This is a genomic window from Pseudomonas sp. dw_358 (assembly GCF_018449655.1).
Taxonomy (GTDB): Bacteria; Pseudomonadota; Gammaproteobacteria; order Pseudomonadales; family Pseudomonadaceae; genus Aquipseudomonas.
The window spans coordinates 42973-66102 of the sequence record NZ_JAAVUX010000004.1; the positions used below are offsets into that span (position 1 = coordinate 42973).

Annotated in this window: 18 protein-coding genes; 7 read left to right on the plus strand and 11 right to left on the minus strand. The window is 64.0% G+C overall.

Annotation, left to right across the window (positions count from 1 at the left end; all coding sequences use genetic code 11):
* The first annotated feature begins 94 nt into the window (after nt 1-94).
* Nucleotides 95-1591: a polyphosphate:AMP phosphotransferase gene (gene pap, locus HB675_RS07880; protein WP_213877409.1), complete on the plus strand. Its 1497-nt coding sequence runs from the start codon at nt 95-97 to the stop codon at nt 1589-1591.
* On the opposite strand, the gene HB675_RS07885 is transcribed toward pap, so the two are convergent.
* Entirely contained in the window at nt 1588-2310 is a 723-nt protein-coding gene (locus tag HB675_RS07885; protein ID WP_213877411.1) for a FadR/GntR family transcriptional regulator, read from the minus strand. The two genes, pap and HB675_RS07885, sit on opposite strands and share 4 nt — an antisense overlap.
* Nucleotides 2311-2528: 218 nt before the next feature.
* A complete protein-coding gene (locus HB675_RS07890) occupies nt 2529-4265 on the minus strand; it encodes an IlvD/Edd family dehydratase (protein WP_213877413.1) in 1737 nt (578 codons plus the stop codon).
* A 185-nt stretch (nt 4266-4450) separates the two neighbouring features.
* On the opposite strand from HB675_RS07890, the gene HB675_RS07895 reads away from it, so the two are divergent.
* The 5 genes from HB675_RS07895 (at nt 4451) to HB675_RS07915 (ending at nt 8814) form a co-directional block, all read left to right on the plus strand.
* Nucleotides 4451-5788, plus strand: coding sequence for an MFS transporter (locus HB675_RS07895; RefSeq protein WP_213877910.1), 1338 nt, complete (start codon nt 4451-4453; stop codon nt 5786-5788).
* Nucleotides 5789-5803: 15 nt separating this feature from the next.
* A complete protein-coding gene (araD1, locus tag HB675_RS07900) occupies nt 5804-6796 on the plus strand; it encodes an AraD1 family protein (RefSeq protein WP_213877415.1) in 993 nt (330 codons plus the stop codon).
* 205 nt (nt 6797-7001) lie between these two features.
* Nucleotides 7002-7286, plus strand: coding sequence for a DUF5629 family protein (locus HB675_RS07905; protein ID WP_213877417.1), 285 nt, complete (start codon nt 7002-7004; stop codon nt 7284-7286).
* Nucleotides 7287-7346: 60 nt separating this feature from the next.
* Nucleotides 7347-8498, plus strand: a complete 1152-nt coding sequence (locus tag HB675_RS07910; protein ID WP_213877418.1) for a lactonase family protein — start codon at nt 7347-7349, stop codon at nt 8496-8498.
* 136 nt (nt 8499-8634) lie between these two features.
* On the plus strand, nt 8635-8814 hold the full coding sequence (locus HB675_RS07915; protein WP_213877420.1) for a hypothetical protein: 180 nt from the start codon (nt 8635-8637) through the stop codon (nt 8812-8814).
* 116 nt (nt 8815-8930) lie between these two features.
* Here HB675_RS07915 and HB675_RS07920 read toward each other — a convergent pair whose 3' ends face one another.
* From HB675_RS07920 to HB675_RS07960, 9 genes are all read right to left on the minus strand, one after another.
* Complete coding sequence (locus HB675_RS07920; RefSeq protein ID WP_213877422.1) at nt 8931-12572, minus strand: AAA family ATPase; 3642 nt, start codon at nt 12570-12572, stop codon at nt 8931-8933.
* Nucleotides 12569-13810 carry an exonuclease SbcCD subunit D C-terminal domain-containing protein gene (locus HB675_RS07925; RefSeq protein WP_213877424.1) on the minus strand — a complete coding sequence of 414 codons (1242 nt, stop codon included), beginning with the start codon at nt 13808-13810 and terminating at the stop codon, nt 12569-12571. Before HB675_RS07925 ends, HB675_RS07920 begins: the two co-directional genes overlap by 4 nt.
* A 23-nt stretch (nt 13811-13833) precedes the next feature.
* Nucleotides 13834-15465 carry a BatD family protein gene (locus HB675_RS07930; RefSeq protein ID WP_213877426.1) on the minus strand — a complete coding sequence of 544 codons (1632 nt, stop codon included), beginning with the start codon at nt 15463-15465 and terminating at the stop codon, nt 13834-13836.
* Nucleotides 15462-17222, minus strand: coding sequence for a VWA domain-containing protein (locus HB675_RS07935; protein WP_213877428.1), 1761 nt, complete (start codon nt 17220-17222; stop codon nt 15462-15464). The genes HB675_RS07930 and HB675_RS07935 overlap by 4 nt, the downstream gene beginning before the upstream one ends.
* Nucleotides 17219-18319 (minus strand): VWA domain-containing protein, encoded by a 1101-nt coding sequence (locus HB675_RS07940; protein WP_213877430.1) that lies wholly within the window; start codon nt 18317-18319, stop codon nt 17219-17221. Before HB675_RS07940 ends, HB675_RS07935 begins: the two co-directional genes overlap by 4 nt.
* On the minus strand, nt 18312-18809 hold the full coding sequence (locus HB675_RS07945) for a DUF4381 domain-containing protein (protein WP_213877432.1): 498 nt from the start codon (nt 18807-18809) through the stop codon (nt 18312-18314). Before HB675_RS07945 ends, HB675_RS07940 begins: the two co-directional genes overlap by 8 nt.
* On the minus strand, nt 18806-19756 hold the full coding sequence (locus HB675_RS07950) for a DUF58 domain-containing protein (RefSeq protein WP_213877433.1): 951 nt from the start codon (nt 19754-19756) through the stop codon (nt 18806-18808). The genes HB675_RS07945 and HB675_RS07950 overlap by 4 nt, the downstream gene beginning before the upstream one ends.
* A 3-nt stretch (nt 19757-19759) precedes the next feature.
* A complete protein-coding gene (locus tag HB675_RS07955) occupies nt 19760-20719 on the minus strand; it encodes a MoxR family ATPase (protein WP_213877434.1) in 960 nt (319 codons plus the stop codon).
* A 258-nt stretch (nt 20720-20977) separates the two neighbouring features.
* The gene (locus HB675_RS07960; protein WP_213877435.1) at nt 20978-21307 is read right to left on the minus strand and encodes a hypothetical protein; all 330 of its coding nucleotides are present in this window, start codon (nt 21305-21307) and stop codon (nt 20978-20980) included.
* 821 nt (nt 21308-22128) lie between these two features.
* On the opposite strand from HB675_RS07960, the gene HB675_RS07965 reads away from it, so the two are divergent.
* The gene (locus tag HB675_RS07965) at nt 22129-23088 is read left to right on the plus strand and encodes a hypothetical protein (protein ID WP_213877436.1); all 960 of its coding nucleotides are present in this window, start codon (nt 22129-22131) and stop codon (nt 23086-23088) included.
* The last annotated feature ends 42 nt before the right edge of the window (nt 23089-23130 follow it).

Below are 23130 nucleotides of genomic sequence, written 5' to 3' on the forward strand. Positions count from 1 at the left end.
ATGAAGGCCGAGCCGGGATTCTACTCTCCCAGAACTAAAGCCTGCACCGTCGGTCGTCTTAGGGTGCTCATCGCGATCAAGGAATCCATCCCTCATGTTCGAATCCGCCGAAATCGGTCACGCCGTCGACAAGGACACCTACAAGGCCCAGGTTCCCGCCCTGCGCGAAGCGCTGCTCGAAGCCCAGTACGACCTGCAACAGCAGGCGCGCATGCCGGTGATCATCCTGATCAACGGCATCGAAGGCGCCGGCAAGGGCGAGACGGTCAAGCTGCTCAACGAGTGGATGGACCCGCGCCTGATCGAGGTGCGCACCTTCGACGCCCAGACCGACGAGGAGCTCGCGCGGCCACCGGCCTGGCGTTATTGGCGTCAGTTGCCCGCGAAAGGGCGCATGGCGGTGTTCTTTGGCAACTGGTACAGCCAGATGATCCAGGACCGCGTCCACGGCCGCTTCAAGGACGCTGTGCTCGACCAGGCCATCAACGAGGCCGAGCGCCTGGAGCAGATGCTCTGCGACGAAGGCGCGCTGATCTTCAAGTTCTGGTTTCACCTTTCCCACAAACAGATGAAAAAGCGTCTGGAAACCCTCAAGGACGACCCGCTGCACAGCTGGCGCATCAGCCCGCTGGACTGGCAGCAGTCCAAGACCTACAAGCGTTTCGTGCGTTTCGGCGAGCGGGTCCTGCGGCGCACCAGCCGCGACTACGCGCCCTGGCATGTCATTGAAGGCGCCGACCCCCACTACCGCAGCCTGGCGGTGGGCAACATCTTGCTGGAGGGCTTGCAGGCCGCCCTGAAACAACCGGTGACGCCGGTGCATCAAGCCATGGCGCCGCTGGGCGAGAGCCTCGACAAGCGCAGCCTGCTGCGCAGCCTGGACCTGACCAAGGCGCTGGAAAAAGACGATTACGAAAAGCAGCTCACCGCCGAGCAGGCGCGCTTTTCCCTGCTGATGCGCGACAAACGCATGCGCCGCCATGCGTTGGTGGCGGTTTTCGAAGGCAATGATGCGGCCGGCAAAGGCGGCGCCATCCGCCGCGTCGCCGCTGCGCTCGACCCGCGCCAATACCACATCGTGCCAATTGCCGCTCCCACCCAGGACGAGCTGGCACAACCCTACCTGTGGCGCTTCTGGCGGCAGATTCCTGCGCGTGGGCAGTTCACCGTGTTCGACCGCTCCTGGTATGGCCGGGTGCTGGTGGAGCGAGTCGAAGGCTTTGCCAGCCAGGCCGACTGGATGCGCGCCTACGGCGAGATCAACGACTTTGAAGAACAGCTGCGCCGCTCCGGGGTGATCGTGGTCAAGTTCTGGTTGTCCATCGACCAAAAGACCCAGCTGGAACGCTTCAAGGCCCGGGAAAAGATCCCTTTCAAGCGCTACAAGATCACCGACGACGACTGGCGCAACCGTGACAAGTGGGATTTGTATGCGGACGCGGTAAACGACATGGTCGACCGCACCAGCACCGAGGTCTCGCCCTGGACCTTGGTGGAAGCCAATGACAAGCACTATGCCCGGGTGAAGGTGTTGCGCACGTTGGGTGATGCGTTGGAGGAGGCGTTCAAGAAGAGTGACAAGAAGGGTTAAAGCCCAAGATCCACGCCCAACACCACCCCCAGCGCATTGCGTGCATCGTCCAGTTGCACCAGCGTGGCCTGCCGCGCCGCGAGGGCGTCGCGGTTTTCGATGGCGGTGAGAATCGCCTTGTGTCGCGGCATGGCCAGTTCGTGCAGGTTGGGCCGCTGGTTGGAGTGCTTCAACGCTTCGCGCAGGGCCAGGGAAAGCATATTGCACAGGTGCGAAAGCAGGTCGTTGTGCGTGGCATCGGCGATACGGCTGTGAAAGTCCAGGTCCGGCTGCAGCAGCGCGGCGGTGTCCGGGGCGGCTTCCATGCGTTGGTAGGCTTCGCCGATGGCGGCGATCTCGGCGTCGCTGGCGTGTTGTGCGGCGAGGGCAGCGGCGGCCGGTTCGATGATGGCGCGCACGCTGGTGAGCAGGGCAAAAAATTCATTCTGCGGCGAGCTTTGCATCAGCCAGTGCAGCACATCGGGGTCCAGCAGGTGCCATTCGCGACGGGCCTTGACCACGGTGCCGACGCGGGGGCGCGAATACACCAGCCCCTTGGCCACCAGCACCCGGGTCGCCTCGCGCAGCACAGGGCGGCTGACCGCGTATTCCTCGCACAGCAGCGCTTCGGCGGGCAGCTTGTCGTCCGGCTTGAAGCGGCCGGAAACGATCTGCAGGCCGATGTCCTGGACGATGCGCGTGTGCATGCTCTTGCGGTCGGAGGGTTTGCGGTAATCCATGGGGCTGCTGAAGGTCCGGGCCGGGGAGAGCGGGCATCATAGCGGATATCCGCGAGGGATGGCTTTGGCGGCAGGGATTGATGGGGCAACCGCTCAGGTTGCGGTTGACCCTGTGGGAGCAGCCCTAGGGCGCAATGCATCACCGCGCAATACCGCCCGACCGGGCTGCCTGCCTCGCGCCCAAGGGCGGCTCCCACAGCAGCCGGCGTCTGCGGACCTCAGTGGGAATGGCGCGGCACTTCCGAGCCTCGGCAACCCACCAGGAAATCGAAGTCGCAGCCCTGGTCGGCCTGCATCACATGGTCCACGTACAGCTGGCGGTAGCCCCCGGCCAGCAGGTTGTTGGGTTGTGGCTGCCAGTCGGCCAGGCGCGCGGCCAGTTCGCTGTCGCTGATGTCCAGGTGCAGGCGGCCGGTGGCGCAGTCCAGTTCGATGTAGTCCCCTTCCTGGACCGCCGCCAGTGGGCCACCGGCTGCCGCTTCCGGGGCGACGTGCAGGACGACGGTGCCGTAGGCGGTGCCGCTCATGCGCGCGTCGGAGATGCGCACCATGTCGGTGATGCCCTGGGCCAGCAGCTTGGCCGGCAAGCCCATGTTGCCGACTTCGGCCATGCCGGGATAACCCTTGGGCCCGCAGTTTTTCATCACCAGAATGCAGCTGGCGTCGACGTCCAGATCGGGGTCGTTGATGCGCGCTTTGTACATGTCGAAGTTCTCGAACACGATGGCGCGTCCGCGATGTTTCATCAAGGCCGGGGTGGCGGCCGAAGGTTTGAGCACCGCGCCGTTGGGCGCCAGGTTGCCGCGCAGCACACAGATGCCGCCGTCGGCCACCAAGGGGTTGTCGATGGCGCGAATCACTTCGTCTTCGCCATAGATCGGCGAGTTCTGCACGTTGTCCCACAGCGACTTGCCGTTGACAGTCAGCGCATTCGGGTGGGGGATCAGCTGGTTCTCCCCCAGGCGCCGCAGCACGGCGGGCAGGCCGCCGGCGTAGTAGAACTCTTCCATCAGGAAACGGCCGGACGGTTGCAGGTCCACCAGGGTCGGGGTGCCTCGGCCGATACGGGTCCAGTCGTCCAGTTCCAGGTCCACACCGATGCGCCCGGCAATAGCCTTGAGGTGGATCACGGCGTTGGTCGAGCCGCCGATGGCCGCATTGACCCGGATGGCATTTTCGAAGGCTTCGCGGGTGAGGATTTTCGACAGGCGCAGGTCTTCCTGGACCATCTGCACCGCACGCATGCCGGACATGTGGGCCAGCACGTAGCGGCGCGAATCCACTGCCGGAATCGCCGCGTTGTGGGGCAGGGACGTGCCCAGCGCTTCGGCCATGCAGGCCATGGTCGAGGCCGTGCCCATGGTGTTACAGGTCCCGGCAGAACGGGACATGCCGGCCTCGGCGGAGAGGAACTCGTCAAGGCTGATCTGCCCGGCCTTATAGGACTCGTGCATCTGCCAGACGATGGTACCGGCGCCGATGTCCTTGCCCTTGTGCTTGCCGTTGAGCATCGGCCCGCCGGTGACCACGATGGCCGGCACGTCGCAACTGGCTGCGCCCATCAGCAGCGCTGGGGTGGTCTTGTCGCAACCGGTGAGCAGTACCACGCCGTCGATGGGGTTGCCGCGAATGGCTTCCTCTACGTCCATGCTCGCCAGGTTGCGGGTGAGCATGGCGGTGGGGCGCAAGTTGGATTCGCCATTGGAAAACACCGGGAACTCCACCGGCCAGCCACCGGCCTCGATCACGCCACGCTTGACGTGTTCGGCGATGGTGCGGAAGTGGGCGTTGCAGGGGGTCAGCTCGGACCAGGTGTTGCAGATGCCGATGATCGGCTTGCCCTGAAACTGGTGGTCGGCGATGCCCTGGTTCTTCATCCAGCTGCGGTACATAAAGCCATTCTTGTCAGCGGTACCGAACCACTGGGCCGAGCGCAAAGGCTTTTTATCAGACATGACAGGCTCTCTTATTGTAAGACTTAATGGCGTGCTTGTTGGCAAAGCTAAGGCAAAACTGCGCGGATGGGAAGTGGTTGTTGGCTAAATAGTAATACTATATAGTCTGGCGCAACCGGGCTGTGATCCGGACGCTGACCAATAACAACAACACAGTGGAGACCCCCTCTATGCGCCAGCCCACGCTGAGCGAGGAGTTGCGGCTTATCCGGCGCATCACCCTCAAGCTGATTCCCTTTCTGGTTTTGCTCTACCTGATTGCCTACGTCGATCGTTCGGCGGTGGGTTTCGCCAAACTGCACATGGGTGGCGACGTCGGCATCGGCGATGCGGCCTACGGCATGGGCGCGGGCCTGTTCTTCATTGGCTACTTTCTGCTGGAGATCCCCAGCAACCTGATGCTCGAACGCTTCGGCGCGCGACGCTGGTTCGCGCGCATCATGATCACCTGGGGCGCCATCACCATCGGCATGGCGTTCATTCAGGGACCCACCAGCTTCTACGTCATGCGCTTTTTGCTGGGTGCGGCCGAAGCGGGGTTCTTCCCCGGGGTGCTGTACTACATCACCCAATGGTTTCCGGTGCGCCATCGCGGCAAAATCCTCGGCCTGTTCATCCTCTCCCAACCGATCGCCATGATGATCACCGGGCCCGTGGCCGGCGGCCTGCTGGGCATGGACGGGGTGCTCGGCCTGCACGGCTGGCAGTGGTTGTTCATCGTCATCGGCACTCCGGCGGTGCTGGCCACCTGGCCGGTGCTGCGCTGGTTGCCGGACAAACCGCAGCAGGTGACCTGGCTGGATGACCGCGAAAAAGCCTGGCTGGCCGGCGAACTGCACAAGGACCTGGAAGCCTATGGCCAGACCCGCCACGGCAACCCGCTGCATGCCCTCAAGGACAAACGGGTGCTGCTGCTGGCGCTGTTCTACCTGCCGGTCACCCTGAGCATCTACGGCCTTGGGTTGTGGCTGCCGACCTTGATCAAGCAGTTCGGCGGCAGCGACTTGACCACCGGTTTTGTTTCGGCGGTGCCCTACATTTTCGGCATCGTAGGCCTGCTGGTGGTACCGCGCAGTTCTGACCGCCTCAACGACCGCTACGGCCACTTGGCAGTGCTTTATATGATGGGCGCCGTGGCCATGTTCCTCAGCGCCTGGCTGGAGACGCCGGTGTTGCAACTGGCGGCGCTGTGCTTCGTGGCATTTTCACTGTTTTCCTGCACAGCGGTGTTCTGGACCTTGCCGGGGCGGTTCTTCGCCGGGGCCAGTGCGGCGGCGGGGATTGCCTTGATCAATTCGGTGGGCAACCTGGGCGGCTATCTCGGGCCGTTCGTGATCGGCGCCTTGAAAGAGTCCACCGGCAACCTGGCCAGCGGTCTGTATTTCCTGAGCGCCGTATTGCTCTGCGGGCTGGTGCTGACGGCCATCGTCTACCAGCGCCTGGAGCGTCGTCACGCCTTGGCGCCCGAGCAGTTCGCGGCCAGTGCCCGGACCTCGGCCGAAACCACGACAAGCACTCACTGACAGAAGGAATTTCTCATGCGTCTGGTGCAATTTGAATTGAATACGGGTGAACGTCGCGTCGGCTTGGTCGATGGCGACAGGGTGCGCGCAGTGCAAGGCGCACAAAGTGTGCGGGAACTGGCGCTGGCGGCTATCGAGGCCGGCCAGAGCCTGGCGAAACAGGTCGACAGTTTGAGCCTGGGTGCTCACCACGACTATCGGCAATTGCTGAACGAGCGACGCGTTCTGCCGCCGCTTGACCACCCGGACCCGGCCCACATGCTGGTGACCGGCACCGGCCTGACCCACTTGGGCAGCGCGGCCACCCGGGACAAGATGCACCAGCACGCCGGCAAGGAAGCCGAGCTGACCGACAGTATGCGTATCTTTCAGTGGGGCCTGGCCGGTGGCAAACCGGCGGCGGGTGAGGCCGGGGTGCAGCCGGAATGGTTCTACAAAGGCGATGGCAGCATCGTCGTGCGCCCCGGCGGTGACTTCGCCGTGCCGCCGTTCGCCGAGGATGCTGGCGAGGAGCCGGAGCTGGGCGGGATGTATGTCATCGGCCATGACGGCAAACCCTACCGCCTGGGTTTTGCCTTGGGCAACGAGTTCTCCGACCACGTCATGGAACGCAAGAACTACCTGTACCTGGCCCACTCCAAACTGCGCAATTGCGCCTATGGCCCCGAGTTGCGGGTAGGCGATCTGCCCGAGCATCTGGCCGGCACCAGCCGGATCATGCGCGGTGACGAAGTGCTGTGGGAAAAGGAATTCCTGAGCGGCGAAGCGAACATGTGCCACAGCTTCGACAACCTGGAATATCACCACTTCAAATACGCGCAGTTCTTGCGGCCGGGGGACGTGCACATTCACTTTTTCGGCACCGCGACCTTGTCGTTTGCCGATGGCATCAAGGCCCAGCCCGGGGACCGTTTCGAGGTGGGCATGACCGAGTTTGGTGAAGCCTTGGTGAACGGAATTTCACGGGCCGATGCGGTATTCGAGGCGGGGAGCGTCGGCAAGCTTTAAGGTCAACCCTGTGGGAGCAGCCCTTGGGGGCGACGCAGACGACGCGGTCCGTCGGCAGTGCGCGGTGATGCCATCGCGGGCAATCCCTGCTCCCACCCATGAACCCTCGATGTCCGTGCGCAGAACATGAAATCTTCCTGAAAGAATCGATAAACCGCTCTGACCTGCCTATCATGGGAACCTTCCTCGGCCACGGACGACCCCCATGAGCGAATCCCTTCTCGACCATCTCCGGTCAACCGACGGCTTGTTGTTCGACAACCTGTTTGCCGAATTCAGCCTCGGCGACGACGCCAGCCTGCACATCGAAGTCATGGACGGTCGCGACCTCAAGCGCTGGGACTTCACCCCGGCCCATCTCGGCGCCGCCCATCTGGACCCTGTCAACAAGACTTGGCAGTTGGCCAACGACCACTCTTCCCATCACATCGTCTGCCTCAGCGGCTTGCACGCCGGCAACGACGATGACGATGAAACCGAAGCACCTTGAAGCGAGCCTGAACTACGCAGATTCCTCAACTTTCGCCAACTACGCAGGGTTTCAAAAATAATGAAAAAGCTCTTGTTGCCTCTTGTTGTCACCAGCCTGATCAGTACGGTTGCCCACGCCGACCTGCTGGTCGGCACCTACACCGCCGGCACCAGCCAAGGCATCTACCGCTATGCGTTCGACAGCAGCAGCGGGCAGATCTCGGCTCAGCCTGCGCAGACAGTGAAGACCGAAAACCCTTCGTGGCTGACCCTCTCCCATGACCAGAAACACCTGTTCGCGGTCAACGAGAACGGGCCTGGTCAGAAAGACGTAGTGGGTCGCGTCAGCAGTTTTGCCATCGACCCCAAGACCCATGACATCACCCCGATCAACCAGGTCGAAAGCAAAGGCTCCGAGCCGACCCACTCCAGCCTGAGCAAGGGTGAAGGGTTTCTGTTCGTGTCCAACTACTCCGTGCTGCCGCAGCCGGGCGGCCACTTGAGTGTGCTGCCGGTCAAGGGCAACGGCGAGCTGGGCGACGTGGTGCAGCAAGAAGCTCACGAAGCGAGCAAGGTCAACCCCGAGCGCCAGGCCAGCTCCCACGTACATTCCATCGTGTCGGCGCCCAATGGCAAAGACGTGTACCTGCAAGACCTGGGTGCCGATCGCATCTTCCTGTACAAATTCGACCCCAAAAACGCCGCACATCCACTGACCGCCGCGAAGACGCCGGAAGTCATCCTGGCCCCGGGCAGCGGCCCCCGCCACCTGACGTTCAGCAAGGACGGCAAGCACGCCTACCTGACTCTGGAAATGGCTGCCCAGGTGGTGGCCTTCGACGTGCGCGAAGACGGCTTCCTGGTGATTCGCCAGACCCTCGACCTGGCGGCAGGCAAGCCGGCTACGGCCAAGGGCGGCGGTGCGATTCACCTGTCCAGGGACGGCAAGTTCCTGTACGTGACCAACCGTGCCACCAGCAACGAGATCTTCGTCTACTCGGTAGCGCCGAAAACCGGTGCGTTGAAGCAGATCCAGGTGCGTTCGGTGGAAGGTACGGAGCCGCGTGAATTCACCTACGACCCGTCGGGCAAGTTCCTGCTGATCGCCAACCAGAAGAGCAACCAGATCGTGGTGGTCCGTCTGGACACCAAGACCGGTCATCTGGGCGAGACCGTGCAGAAGTTCGACATCGATGCACCGTCGGACGTGAAATTCCTCACCGCCCGCTGACAGGGGCCTGCGGCGTTATCAATCTGGTTGATATTCGATAACGCCGCAAAGCATTTTTCTCGTACGCCACCCAGGCGTAGGTTTGACCCATGGCCCACACGGGCAGGACTTCAAACCTGAATTCGAGGAATGCACCATGAACTTCAATCTCTTCTCCATCATCGCCGCTTCCGCTGTTTCCGCCACCGTGGCATTGCCGGCGCATGCGAATCAGCTGGTCACCGAGAAAAAATCCCAGGTGGCCACGTACACCCAGAGCTATCTGCAAAAAAGCGCCAACTTCTATGCCGCGCTGGATCACAAGATTCAGTTGTGAGGGGTGTCACTGTCCCTGTATGACTGAGCTTGCTCGGCAACATCCACGGCAGATCGTCAGATCCAGTGTGCCGGGATCTTGCTGAGCAAGCCTGGTCTTGCGGGGAAACCGGTGGCTCAACCCACCACTTCCACCGTACTCAAGCCGTTACCCATCCGCTTGACCTGAATCTGCACCGGAATCCGTTCGTGCATTTCCTGCACGTGAGAGATCACCGCCACCTTGCGCCCTTGGGCCTGGAGCCCATCCAGCGCGTCCATGGCCAGTTGCAGGGACTCGGGATCAAGGCTGCCGAAGCCTTCGTCGATGAACAGCGATTCGATCTTCAACGTGCTCGACGCCATGGACGCCAGGCCCAACGCCAGCGCCAATGAGACGAGAAAGGTCTCGCCCCCGGACAACGAATGCACCGAGCGCAACTCGTCACCCATTTCCGTGTCCAGCACCAGCAGCCCCAGCATGCTGCCGCCACGTTTGAGCCGGTAGCGGCGCACCAGTTGGCGCAGCTGCACGTTGGCGTGGTGCACGAGCAAGTCGAGGTTGTAGGCCTGGGCGATCTTGCGGAAGGTATCGCCGGTGGCCGAGCCGATCAGTGCGTTGAGCCGCGCCCAGCGCTGCCACTCGGCATAGGCGTTGTCGATCTGTGCGGCGAGTGCCTGATTGGCCTCCTGCCTGCGCAGGTCTTCGGCCTGGCGCGCACGAAGCTCGGCGCAGTGTTTTTCCACGCCGGCCAATTGCTCCGCGCAGGTTTGCAACGCGCCGGCCAATGCCTTGGCTTCAAGCCCGGTTTCTTGCAGCGCCTGATGTTCCTTGAGCCGCTGCTCGCGTTCGGCCAGCAGCACCTGAGCTTGCTCGATGGCTTTTTCGCTCTGTTGTACCTGCTGGCGCAGCAAGGCTGATTGTCCGTCGCTCATCGCCAGCAAGCGCGACAGCTCCACGTCATCGAGCGCCGGGTGCAGCGCTCGCCATTCGCTGATACGCGCGGCGATTGCCTGCCGTTCGCTGGCCAGTGTCTCCTCGCGCTGTTGACGCGCCTTGAGGTCGGCCGCCAGCTGGATCAGCTCGCTGCGGGTGTCCTGCAACTGCTGACTGGCCTGGGCTTCGTTGCCACGGGCCTGTTCCACATCATGATCCAGCAGTGTTTGCCAGTCTTCGGCACGGCCGTGGCTGCCGAGCAACTGGGCCAAGGCGTCTTTGGCGTGCTGTTGCCGCGCGCCAAGGTCGGTGAATTGTTGCAGCAGAACCTTGAGTTGTTGCTCGCGATGCAGCTGGCGATCCTGTTCTTTCTCGATGAGTTGCTGACGTTGTTGCTGCTCGGCCAGCTCGTCTCTCTGGTGATCGAGCTGTTCCAGGCGCTGGCCGATTTGCTGGTCCAGGTGCAGAAAGGTGGTGGCCGGGTCCGCGCGCAAGCCGGCGAGGATGACTTCGGGCAACAGGTGAGCGAACCCGTCGAGTTCCTCTTCGAGGTGTTCGCGATCGCTGGCCAGCTCCCGTTGTTGATCGACCAGTTGTTGGCGTGCCAGCTGGCTGGCCTCCTGCAAGGTTTGCAACTGTTGCTGCAGGCGCCCGGCGTTCTGTTGCAGGTCGAGCAGGGCGCCCTGGCGTTGTTCATCCTGGGCGATGCTGTGCTCAAGCGCACGCTGCTGCTGGCTCAGCCAGACCCCGCGCTGGCCCTCGTCCTGCTGCCATAGCGCGGCGTTCAAAGGGTGTGCGGCCAGCCCCGGGGCCAGCCCCTGCAACTGGCTGGCGAGCTGTTCCTGTTGTTGCACAAACTCTTTCTGCTGGGCAATCAGGCCACCGACTTCGGTGCGCAGATCGGTCAGCCGCTCCTTGAGTTTCTCGACCGCCGCCACCGCCAGGGCTTCTTCACTTTCATCGTGGCGCTCCAAATGCGGCAACAGCGCTTCGGGCTGATGGTACGGGTGCTCCAGGCTGCCGCAGACCGGGCACGGCTGTTCATCCTGCAACTGCGCGCGCAGTTCTTCGACGCTGGCGCTGCGGGCCACACGTTGGCGTTCCAGCAGCTGGCGGGTCACGCTCAGGGTCTGTTCGGCAACGGTCAGCTCGGCCTTGGTCTGCAAGCCGGTCTGGTTCAATTGCTCGCGTCGTTGCTGAGCCAAAGTCAGCTTCTGGCCCAGCGCCCGGCTCTGACTGTCCAGTTGCTGTTGTTGCTCGTACAGGCGTGCGAGGTCTTCGAAGGCACGATGCTGTTTGCGATTGTCCTTGAGCAGGCTGTCGAGCAACTGGATCTGTTCGGCGACCGCATGGGGCTCGGCGCCGGCCTCCTGATACAGCAACTCCAGGGCCTGGCGCTGATGGGTCCATTGCTCGCTGGCAGCCAGGGCGCGCTGCTCCAGTTGCGGCAATTCGGCCTGGCCTTTTTTCAGACGATTACCGCGCAGCATCAGTTGCTGCAACCGCTCGCGGTAGGCCGTCCACGACTCGCTCAAGGGGGCAAAGGCGATGCTGTGCTCCAGCTGCGTGGCCAATTGCTGCAGGCGCTGGGCAACCTTTTGTTGCAGCTCGCGCAGGCCGTTCAAGCTGGCCAGCCCTTCGGCGCACGCGGTCTCGCTCAGTTGTTTGGCTTCGGTGCTCTTGTCCACTTCACGGGTCAGCCGCGCAAGCGTGTTCTGTTCTTCAAAGGCCTGGCGCAGCAATGGGATGGCGTCTGTCTGCCGGGTCAAGGCGGCGCCCAGGGCGGCTTGCGCCAGGGCCTGTTGTTCCAGCAGTCGGGCCTGACGTTGGTCCAGGCTGTGCTGTTGTTCGATTTGCTGACGGATTTGCGTGGCCAGAGGGCGCAGTTCGCTGTTCACTTCTTGCTGACGGCTGAAGTGATGACGCTGCGGCGCCAGTTGCTCCAGCCGGCCCAAGGCCTGGCGCTGGTCGCCCTGTTCCTGCCACAGGTGTCGGGCAGCTTGCAATTGCTCGGCCGCACTCTGCTGGCGGTCTTGCCACTGGCGCAGCTCCTGGAGCCACGTGTGCTGAAGTTCGAGTCGCTTGAGGTGGGCCTGATGCTGCTTGAGCTGCTGCTGGGCTTCACGGGTTTGCTGATCCAGCTCGGCCCGTTCCAGCTCGGGCAGCGGGGTGACACCCGTGGCCTGTTCCTGCAACAGACGGTGGACTTCGCGGGTGTCCTTGGCCTTGTCGAAGGCGCGACGGCCCAACCGGGTGTACAGGGCCGTGTCAGTCAGTTTTTCCAGCAATTCGCTGCGTTCGTTGTCATTGGCCTTGAGAAAGGCGCTGAACTCGCTCTGGGCCAGCAACACGGCGCGGGTGAACTGCTCGAAATTCAGGCCCAGGGCCGCTTCGAGCTGAGCTTTGTATTCGGTCTTCTGGCTGGCCAGCACCTGTTCACTGTCCAGGTCGGTCAGGCTTTGTCGGCTGTTCTGCAACTTGCCACTGGCCTTGTCGCGGGCGCGGTTGGCTTCCCAGCGGGCACGGTAGCGGCGGCCGTTGACGCCGACGAAGTCCACTTCGGCGTAACCGCCACCGGTACCGCGGCGGATCAGCGTGCGGGGGTCACCGATGGAAATGTCGGTGTCGGCGTCCGGCATCTTCGCCTGCCCGGTGTCGCCCAGCCGCGGCACGGTGCCGAACAGCGCCAGGCACAGGGCGTCGAGCAGGGTGCTCTTGCCCGCCCCGGTGGCGCCGGTAATGGCGAACAAGCCCGCGCTGGCCAAGGGTTCTGCGCTGAAGTCGATGTCCACGGGGCCGGCCAGGGAGGCGAGATTTTTCAGGCGGATGGCGAGGATTTTCATGGCTGCTCAGTTTCCTGTTGCACTTCCTGGAGCAGCACGGCGAAATCCTTCAAGGTCTGTTCATCGGCGTCGTTGCCATAACTTTCCCGCCACACCCGACTGAACAGGTCCTGCGGGGTCAGTTGGCCCAGCTCCACCAGTCCGTCTTCCCCACGGTCATCCTGAGCCCCGCGTCCGGCATATTCGGCGGCGATGCGCACCAGCCGCACGGCTTTGCCTTGGAGGGCTTTTTCCACCTGCTGGCGCAGGTCGGGCTGCGGTTCGTCGAGACGCACCCGCACTTCCAGCCAGGGCTGGCGCTGGGTATCGGCCAGCAGGTCGACGTCCGGCAGGTCGGCCAGTTGCTGGAGGATCTCGGCCAGGGGCGCGGACTCCAGACGCTGCAGGTTCACCGCCCGGGGGATCAGCCGCGGCTCGACGCTGACCAGCCGTTCGCCGTCCAGCTGCACATCGAGGATCTGGTGCTGATAGCCGATTTCGGAAAACGACAGCGGGATCGGCGAGCCGCTATAGCGCAGGCGTTCCTCGCCATTGACCCGCTGCGGTTTGTGCAGGTGGCCGAGGGCGACGTAGCTCACGCATTCATCGAACAGGCTGGCGGGCAGGGCTTCGGCGTTGCCGATGATCAGGCTGCGTTCGGAGTCCTCGGACACCGAGCCGCCAGCCATGTGCGCGTGGCTGATGGCGACCAGTGCCTGACCCGGCTGGCGTTTGGCCTGGGCGGCGGCGATGAGCATTTCGTGGACCCGGCCGATGCCGTGCAGGTAGTTGTCCCCCAGGTGCAGGCCGGTGACTTCGGCCGGGCGCAGGAAGGGCAGGGCCAGGCACCAGCCGGCGATGGCGCCGCTGCTGTCGGGCAAGGGCAATAGCAGGCGGTCGCTGTCCAGTACGCTGTCGTCGAGCCACGAAACCCGGCCCAGGGCATGGGTGCGCAGGCGCTTCATCAACGTGGCCGGCAGTTCGATACGCGAGCCAGAGTCGTGGTTGCCGGCGATCATGATGATGGTCAGCTGCGGCTGCTGCTCATGGGCATCGACGATGAAGTTGTACAGCCGCTCCTGGGCCTTGACCGGCGGGTTGACGATGTCGAACACATCGCCGGCGATCAGCAGCACATCGGGCTGTTTCTCCTTGAGCTGGCGCAGCAGCCATTCCAGAAAGCAGGCGTGTTCGTAGTCACGCTCCTGGCCGTGGAGGGTCTGGCCGAGGTGCCAGTCGGAGGTGTGGAACACGCGCATGGGGTTTCCTGATCAGCCATCAATTACTTGGGATACAGCGGGGGCAGGCCACCGTTGTCGCCGACGTGCAACGCCGCGCGGTCCACCGCCGGGATCGCATTGATCGCTCGCCACAGATCGCCGCCTTGCCAGTACTGCCCGGCCTCGCTGTACAGCGCGCCGTTCAAGCCATCCAGGGCATCGGACAGCGGCACGAAACGGGCGGCCATGTCGGCGAGGGTTTCCGGTTGCTGACGGGCCCAGGCGTCGATGGCCTGGCGCGTGGCGTAGGTGTCATTGGCCTGGCAGGCGCGCTTGATGTCGTCCAGCAGGCTGCGCGGGCTGGGGCCGGCCTGGACGCTGCGTTGCACGGCCGGCTGCGAACGGGCGCGCCACCAGAGAATGAAGCCCAGAAGAGTGGTGAACGCGAACAGCACGGTGGCCACTTTCCAAGGCCACAGCGCCGGATTATCGGCAGGCGCGGCATGATCGGCTACCGGGGTTTCCACGGCGAGGGTCGGGTTGTCCACTACGCGCAAGGTACGGGCCGGCAGGTTGCTATGCTCCAGATGATCTTCACGGGTGTTCCACCACACCACGTCCACCGGCGGCAGCTCGATGTTGCCGCTGCGGGCCGGGACCAGCGCCTCGCGCTCATCGCGGCTGCCCACCAGGCCTTGCTCGCCGGGCTGGTTGTTCAGTTGTGGCTGGTCAGGGTAGCGGCGCAGGCCGTTGACGTTGGTGGCTGGCAAGGGTGGCAGTTGGGCGCTGGAGAGCCCGTCAGCTTTGAGGGTCAGGGTACGAGTCAGGGAATCGCCCACCTGGCTCTGCGCTGTTTCCGGATTCCAGCTCTCGCTCAAGGTGACGCTGCGGGCGGGCAGCCAGGGCGCATCGGCGGGCCACGCATCCGGGCGTGGACGCACGTCAAGGGGGATCTGCGCCGAGGTGATGCGCAACAGTTCGCCGGGACGTGACGTGCCGTCGCTGTTGTGAGTGGTGTCCACCAGGGTGGCGTTGAACACCAGCGCCGGGATGGTCAGCTGGCCACTGCGCTGAGGGTAGATGGCAAAGCGCATTTCGATCACACCGTGGCGCACGCCATTGATGATTTTCTCGTAGGTGCGCACATCGCCCAACTGCTCGACCTTGGCATCGGTGATCTGCGGGGGCGAAAGCCTGCTGTCGTCGTACAGCGCCACCGAGTGGTACACGCGCACCGTCAGCACAGCCTGGGCCTGAACGTAGACTCGGTCGGTGTCCAGGTTGGCGTCGATGAACACGGGCTTGAGGCTGGCGAGTGCTCCATCGTCGCCGACGAGCACTTGCAGGGTGATGGCCTCGCTGTGGGCATCGCCCAGTTGCAGCGCCGGGATTACCACGGTGCCGGTGTGCCGTGGCAGCAATGTGATCAGCCAACGTGTGGCGGCCGAGGTGTCGGTTTCCAGCGAAGCGGGGCGGTTGACCTGACGTGTGTCGCGGACTTCGAACTCGGCCTCCAGCGTGCTCAGGTCGGGTTTGCCGAACTGGGTCACGTCGTTGCTCTGCAAGGTCAGCTCCACGGTTTCGCCGGCGCCCAGCCGCGTGCGATCGACGCTGGCGACCAGCGTCGAGGCCTGGCTGGGCAACGCCAGCAGGGCCAGCAAGCAACAGATAAAGAAGGCGCTGACGCGACTCATCGGGTGGTGTCCTGACTTTGTTGCTGTTCGTACCAGAATTTGCGCCGCAGCAACTCCGACGGATCGTCGGGCACCTGGCGCAACCATTGCTCCAGCGCCTGGCGCTGTTCACTGTCCAGGGTGCCGGCGGCCGGGCGTTGCGGCGCCTGCATGGTAGCGTCGTCATCGGCACCGCGGCCCGGACTTTGCCCGGTGCGTGGCGGCGGCGGGGGATTATCACCGGGTTTGGGGGTGGTCGGCGAGTGTTGTGCGGAAGCGGTGGCCTGTTCGCCGCTCTGATTCGCCGGTCTGCTTTCCTGCGGGGCGCCCGCTTCACCACTGCCTGAAGTCCCGGCGGGGGCTGTGGCGGCTTGCTGCTCGGCCTCCCGGGCGGCGTCCGCCAGCTGCTGGCGGCGTTGTTCGTCCAGCAGTTGTTCGACCAGGGCTTTGTTCTGCAACGCCGGTTGCAGGTCCGGCTGCCGGTCGAGGGCCTGGTCATAGGCATCCAGGGCGCCTTCCAGCTGGCCCGCGCGGGCCAGGGCATTGCCGCGGTTGTAATGGTCGGCCGCGCTATTGCCTTGAGCAAAGCGCAGGGCAGCACCGTTGTAATCACCGGCCTCATACAGCGCCATGCCTTGCCACTGCGGGTCGGCGAAGCGCCGGGCAGCCTCGGCGGGACGCTGTTCTTCGAGCATCTGTCGGCCTTGTTGATCGGGGCGCAGCCACAGGTCGATGAAACTGGCGGCATCGCTGGGCTGCGGTGCGCCGATCAACAGCAGCGGCAGGCACAGTAGCCAGCCGCGGCGCCCGGCGCAGGCCGCCAGCAACAGCAACGGCAGGAGCAGCCAGTAACCCTGATCGGCCCAACTGTCCAACTCCAGGGTCTGGCCGTTGCCGCGCAGGCTACGCGGGTTGTCGAACAGGCCCAGCTCGCGCAAGTCCATGTCATCGTTGCGCGCGGCCCGGTATTCGCCGCTCAGGTCGGCGGCGAAGGCCCCGAGGCTGGGGCTGTCCAGCTGCGCCACCAGAATGGCGCCTTGGTTGTCCTGAAGGAATTCGCCGTTTTCCTGTTTTACCGGCGCGCCATCGCGGCTGCCGATGCCAAGCATGAGCAGGCGTGGCGAGCGATTGCCCAGGCTTTGCCGAATGCCGGCACGTTCCTGATCGTCGAGCTGCGAGCCGACCCACAGGATCCGCCCCTGGCCCAGGGCGCCCTGGTCCAGCAGGGCCAGAGCCTTGCGCAGCGCAAGGTCGGCGCGATGGCCAGGCAGCGGCATGATCGACGGTTTCAACGCGGCGAGCAGGTTGGTGCTGGTGCTCAGGTCGTCCGACAACGGCACCAGCACATGAGCGCTGCCGGCATAGACCACGATGGCAGTCTGCGCATCGCGGCGCTGGTGCAACAGATCGAGAATCTTGCGTCGAGCCTGCTCCAACCGGTCCGGAGGGACGTCGGTGGCGAGCATCTCGGGGGTCAGCTGCACCAGGATCACCAGCGGGTCCGCGGGCTTTTGCGCAGTCTGTTCCACCCGCTGCCAGCTGGGGCCCAGCAGGGCCAGCACCGCCAAGGCCCAGGCCACGCCCAACAACAGCCAGGGCAGACGGCTGCTGCGCCCGCTGCCGCCGGTCAACAGCATGGCATGAAAAGCCGGCGGCAGGATCATCTGCCAGCGCCCGGTGCGTTTCTTGCGGTGCCACAGCTGCCACAGCAGCCAGCCGAGCAGGGGCACTGCCAGCACGAACCACGGCCGGTACCAGTGCGGCCACAACAGGCTCATCGGCGCCTCCGCAAGCGCAGGCGCTCGAGACGCGCGCGCCAGTCCGGGGTGGCAAGGAGGGCGGCGCCCAGCAAACGTCGCCGCCCCGGCAAGCGTTCGACCAGACGGCGCAGCAGGTTGTCCGGCCAGTGCTCGCGCAAGGTCAGCAGCACGCTGATCAGCAAGGCCAGTGCCAAAGGCCAGTGATACAGCTCCTGGCTGGGGCGCGCGCGGGTAGGCTGCTGGGCCACCGGTTCGAGTTGATCCAGGGTCGCGCCGATCTTGCTCAGCTGGTTGCCGTCACGGGCGCGGAAGTAGCCGCCACCGGTGGTACTGGCGATCTCCTTGAGGCTGACCTCGTCCAGATCCAGGTCGGGGTTGATGCCCAGCACCCCCAGACCGCCACTGTCTTTGGGGTCGGCGCCGATGCCGATGGTGTAGATGCGCACGTGCTCCTGGGCCGCCAGTTGCGCGGCGGTCAAGGGGCTGATCTGGCCGCCGTTGTTGGCGCCGTCGGTGACGAGGATGAGCACGCGGCTTTGCGTCGGACGCTGGCGCAGGCGTTTGACCGCCAAGCCGATGGCGTCACCAATGGCGGTATTCTTGCCGGCAATGCCGACGGTGGCGTCGTCCAGCCACTGGCGCACGGTGTGGCGGTCGAAGGTCAGCGGTGCCTGGAGGTAGGCCTTGCTGCCAAACAGAATCAGGCCGACCCGGTCGCCTTTGCGCTGTTCGAGGAAGTCGCCCAGCAAATGCTTGACCAGGCTCAGGCGGCTGATGTCATCGCCCTGCCAGTGCATGTCGGGGTAGTCCATGGACCCAGAGACGTCCACCGCCACCAACAGGTCGCGGCCGCTGGCGGCGATGGGCAGCGGCTCCCCCAGCCATTGCGGGCGGGCGGCAGCGGTCAGCAGCAACAGCCACACCAGGGCAAAGCGTGCCTGCTGGCGCCAGGCCGGGAGGCCGACCCGGGCTCGACGGTTGCTGAGCAGTTCCAGGTCGGCGAGGAAACTGACTTTCAGCGCGGCTTCGCCGCTGTCGGCGGCCGGCAGCAGCAAGCGCATCACCCAAGGCAGCGGCAGCAGAGCGAAGAGCCACGGCCAGGCGAACTCAAACATGTTTGCGAATCCAGGTTTCCACCGATTGGCTGAGCCCGGCGATGGCCTTGTCGTCCAGCTTGCATTCGGGCTTGTATACCCCTTCCACCAGAATCATCCAGCGGGTCAGCCCCGCTGCCGGGCAACGGTTGTCGAGAAAGGCCAGCCACTGGCGGCCATTGAGGGTATGGCTGTGGCTGTTGGGGTAGTGGCTGCGGCACAGGCGCTTGAGCAGCGCGTTGATCTGTTGCAGCCAGGCGCCGGCGGGCGCGCCGTTGTACGGGCGCTCGAGCAAAGCCAATTCGGACAGGGCTTCGCTGCGCACCGGGTCCAATGGCTGCTCGCCGGGCTCGCCGGCCTTGCGTCGCCAGCGCAGGTGCCCGCGCCAGTGCCAGGCGGCCCAGCCCACCAGCGCCAGCAGCACTGGCAAAGCCCACCATCCCGGCGCGGGCGGCCACAGGCTCACCGGCGGCGGCGCAATCAACGGTTGCAACTGCTGCAGCGAACTCATGGGCTCTTGCTCGACTGCTGCGGGTTGAGGTACTCGCGCAGCTGTTCGATCATCGGGCTCTGGGTGCTCAGTGGCATCAGCAGTACCCGCAGCTTTTGCGCCAGGGTTTCCCAGCGCAGGATCCGTGCTTCGGCCTGGGCCCGGTAGGCCTGGCGCAGCTCGCTGTTGAGGGTATCCAGTTGCAGATGGTGCTGGCGTTCCTCGAAATTCAGCAGGCCGGCGGCGGGCAGGGCATGGTCCAGCGGGTCGGACAAGGGCAGCAGCAACAGGTCGCAGTGGCGCGACAGCAGGCTCAGCTGTTGCTCGGCGGCGTCCACCAGGGCGCGCTCGTCACAGATGACGATGGCCAGGCTGCCGGGGCGCAACACCTCCCGAGCCCGGCGCAAGGCCATGCCCAGGGCATCAGGGTCGGGGCTGGCTTCGCTGTGCAGGCTCTGATTGACCCGCACCAGCCGGTTGAGCAGCTGTAACAGGCTTTGCTTGCTGCGCCGTGGCTTGATTTCGTAGTGCTCGCCGTCACCGAACACCAGGCCACCGATGCGGTCGTTGTGGCCCAGGGCCGCCCAGCCGATCAGTGCGGCCGCCTGGGCAGCCAGCACCGACTTGAAGGTCTGCCCGGAGCCGAAAAACAGGCGTCGGCTCTGCTCTACCAGAATAAAGATGGGGCGCTCGCGCTCTTCATGGAACAGCTTGGTGTGGGGCTCCTGAGTGCGTGCGGTGACGCGCCAGTCGATGCTGCGCACGTCATCGCCGGCCTGATAGACGCGCACCTGATCGAAGTCCACGCCGCGTCCGCGCAGCTTGGAGTGGTGCAGGCCGATCAGCGGGCTGCGCTGAGCCGGCGTCGAGAACAGCTGCACTTCGCGCACGCGGTGACGCATCTCGATCAGATCGGCCAAGGTGATACGAACGCCGGGCATGGCGGGCAGTGCTTCAGTGGGGCTCATGCCTCAGGCCACGGCCACGACGTCGAGAATCCGCTGCAGCACGCGATCCTGGTCGACCCCTGCCGCTTCCGCCTCGAAGGACAGAATGATGCGGTGGCGCAGCACATCGAACAGCACCGCCTGAATGTCTTCGGGGCTGACGAAATCGCGTCCGGCCAGCCAGGCGTGGGCACGGGCGCAACGGTCCAGGGCGATGGAGCCGCGCGGGCTGGCGCCATAGGCGATCCACTCGGCCATCTCCGGGTCGAACTTGCTCGGCGTGCGAGTCGCCATCACCAACTGCACCAGGTATTCCTCCACCGCGTCGGCCATGTACAGACCGAGGATTTCCTTGCGGGCGGCGAAGATAGCCTGCTGGCTGACGCGACGCTCCGGCTTGGTTTCACCATTCAAGGCTTCGCCCCGCGCCTGTTGCAGGATGCGCCGTTCTACGGCAGCGTCCGGGAAGCCGATCTTGACGTGCATCAGGAAGCGGTCGAGCTGGGCTTCGGGCAGCGGGTAAGTGCCTTCCTGCTCGATGGGGTTCTGGGTCGCCATCACCAAAAACAGCGGCGACAGATTATAGGTGCTGCGCCCGACGCTGACCTGGCGCTCGGCCATGGCTTCGAGCAGGGCGGATTGCACCTTGGCCGGTGCCCGGTTGATTTCATCGGCCAGTACCAGGTTGTGGAAGATGGGTCCTTGCTGGAAGACGAAGCTGCCGGTTTCCGGGCGGTAGATCTCGGTGCCGGTGATGTCGGCTGGCAGCAGGTCAGGGGTGAACTGGATACGATGGAACTGCGCTTCCACCCCTTCGGCCAGCTCCTTGATGGCCTTGGTCTTGGCCAGCCCCGGCGCCCCTTCCACCAGCATGTGCCCGTCGGCGAGCAGCACGATGAGCAAACGCTCGACGAGTTTTTCCTGGCCGAGGATCTGGGTGGAAAGAAAGGTTCGCAGCGCGATCAGCGCTTCACGATGTTCCATCGATGACGGTTCCTGAAAGGAGGGCCCGCGCACCTGGAGTGGGGGTGGTTGGCCGGGGGGCCATTACTTTAATGCATTCGGGGGGTGGATAGGAATGCAAGGGTGTGGCGGCGGGGTTTTTTGCGGCCCCATAGCGCCCGGTATTCGGCGATGCCGGCGACGCGGCCTGCCGGCAGTGCGCGTCGCCCCATCGCAGGCAAGCCCGTCTCCCACAGGTTGAACTCGAGATCGAGGTTCAGCCTGTGGGAGCCCTGCGCCTCAGCAGTACTGATCCACAACCCGGACTTCACGGCCATGGCGAACCTCAGGCCATTCGCGCTTCAATGTTTGCAACACCTGGCCCAGGAAATCATGGTCGGCTGCCGCCTTGCGCCCTACGTACCCGGCCCCGCGCCGGTAGGTGCGCAGGCGAGCGCGCATGCTCGGGCGGCTTTGTTCGAATTCGCTTTCGGCCGCATGGGGCGTCAGCGGTTCGATTTTTACTTCGCCGGTTTCGCAGACCCAGAGGATGTGGCTGTCGAGGCTGTCCTTGCGCGCCGCGAAAAGACGGGCCAGTTCATCAATGGTCGGTTGTTGATTCAAGTTCATCGCAAAGCCCCTTTCGGTTGATTGATCTGTCTGTGGTGCATCGCAAACATGGCATTCGATGGCCGCAAATGGCCGGCTCGAAGGCTGATCTGGCCAGGAGCTTGATGTAGGTAGCGCTGATGAAACGTGACTACATAGTCATGGGTTGCCGAGACAAGGCGCGGTCAAAGACAGCCACAAGTCGCATGAGGAGGTCTCGCCCGCGTGACGCGTCCCGAAAGACGACCGTGACGGTCAGCTTCATCAATCTGCCTTGTGGGCATTACACATCGGGAGGAGAGCAGCGATTTGCCAGTCCCGTCCGGTATACCTTTGCCAGTGCTCCCGATCGGGGAGACGGGGCCATCATGCAAAAGCTTTGCACGGTCGTCAAGCAATATGTAGTGAAAATATTTAAGCACTACATATTCTGCGTGACCGGCGATTTTACGACCTCCGAGTCACCTGTGTTGCCCATGGCCGAGCGGCTTGCTCACTGAGTGCGCCCTGAAGTTCAACGATAATGAGAGCGTGAAGATGAAAACTGTGACTGCCCAGTCACGGGTTTGGAGGGGAGGGAGGCGACGGGCGGGATCCATCAAAATCCTTGTGTATCAATAGGTAAAAATTTGTTTTGAAACAGTCACCTCAGAACAGCAAATGCACGATTTAGAGGTAAAGCTGATTTATTGACGGATTTGCCCGGAGGGCTTGAGTGATGGCATCTTGACTTCATTCGATCCGGCCCCTAAGGTCCGGCCTACACCCTGGCCGATCCGTTTCGAGTAGTCGATTACGCCACGCTCAAGGCGACGCTCAACCTTGTTTATGAGGAGTGGATAATGCTACTCGGATTCAATTTCAACGATACTTTACCTCGGGCTCTGGCGCATGAAGTGCCTTCGGCCGTCCCCGTGTTCATTGGCTTCACGGCCCAGCCCCGGCCGGGGAGCGCACGGTTCGAGGCGCTGCCGATCAAGGACTATGCCACCTATGTCGAGGTGTTCGGCCCACCCCCCGAGTGGAACACCACCGGCCGCGCGGCCGACGTGTCCCTGAGCCGCGGCGTGCGCAGTTATTTCGACAACGGCGGGGCGACCTGCTTTGTCCTCAGTGTCGGCCTGTACAGCGAGATCAATGCGCTGTCGGTCACCCAATTGGTCAATCGCCTGTCGGGTCACGATGTGTTCGCCGCGATACACCGCCAGACCGACATCTCCCTGGTGGCCATTCCAGACATCAGCCTGTTCGCCGACAACGAGATCGCGCCGCTGCTGACGCTCTGGCAGCAGACGATGAATGAATGCATGCATTCGGCACGCTTGTTCGCGTTGCTTGACCCACCGCCCACGTTCGAAGCCGCGCAGGTCTGCTTCGACTGGCTGAATTCGGGCCATCGCAACGGCGCCTCCTGTGCCGGCGCCTGGTGGCCATGGCTGGTGGTGGCAGAGCAAGGCCACTCGGGGCAGCCTGAAGCGCGGGTGATCCCGCCGTCGGCAACGGTGGCCGCGCAGCTGCAGGCCGCCGATCGCAGCGCGGGCCTGGACCAGGTCGCCCTCGACGGTGCTGCGCTGGTCAATGTGGTACAAGCCATGTTCCCGAACGAATTGGGCGAGCAACTGACCGATCCCCGTGGCGCGTCCATCAACCTGATCCGCACCTTCGCCTATGGCGATGCACGCATCGCCGGCTGCCGTACCTTGGCTGGCGTCGATGAAAGCCCGGTGGGCCGGTTCGTGCAGACGCGGCGGCTGGCTTCCTACGTGCAGTACAGCCAGGATGGGTCGCGGCAGGTGGGGTGATCGGGTGCTTCAGGGGGGCATGTCTTGATGAGATCTGCCGCC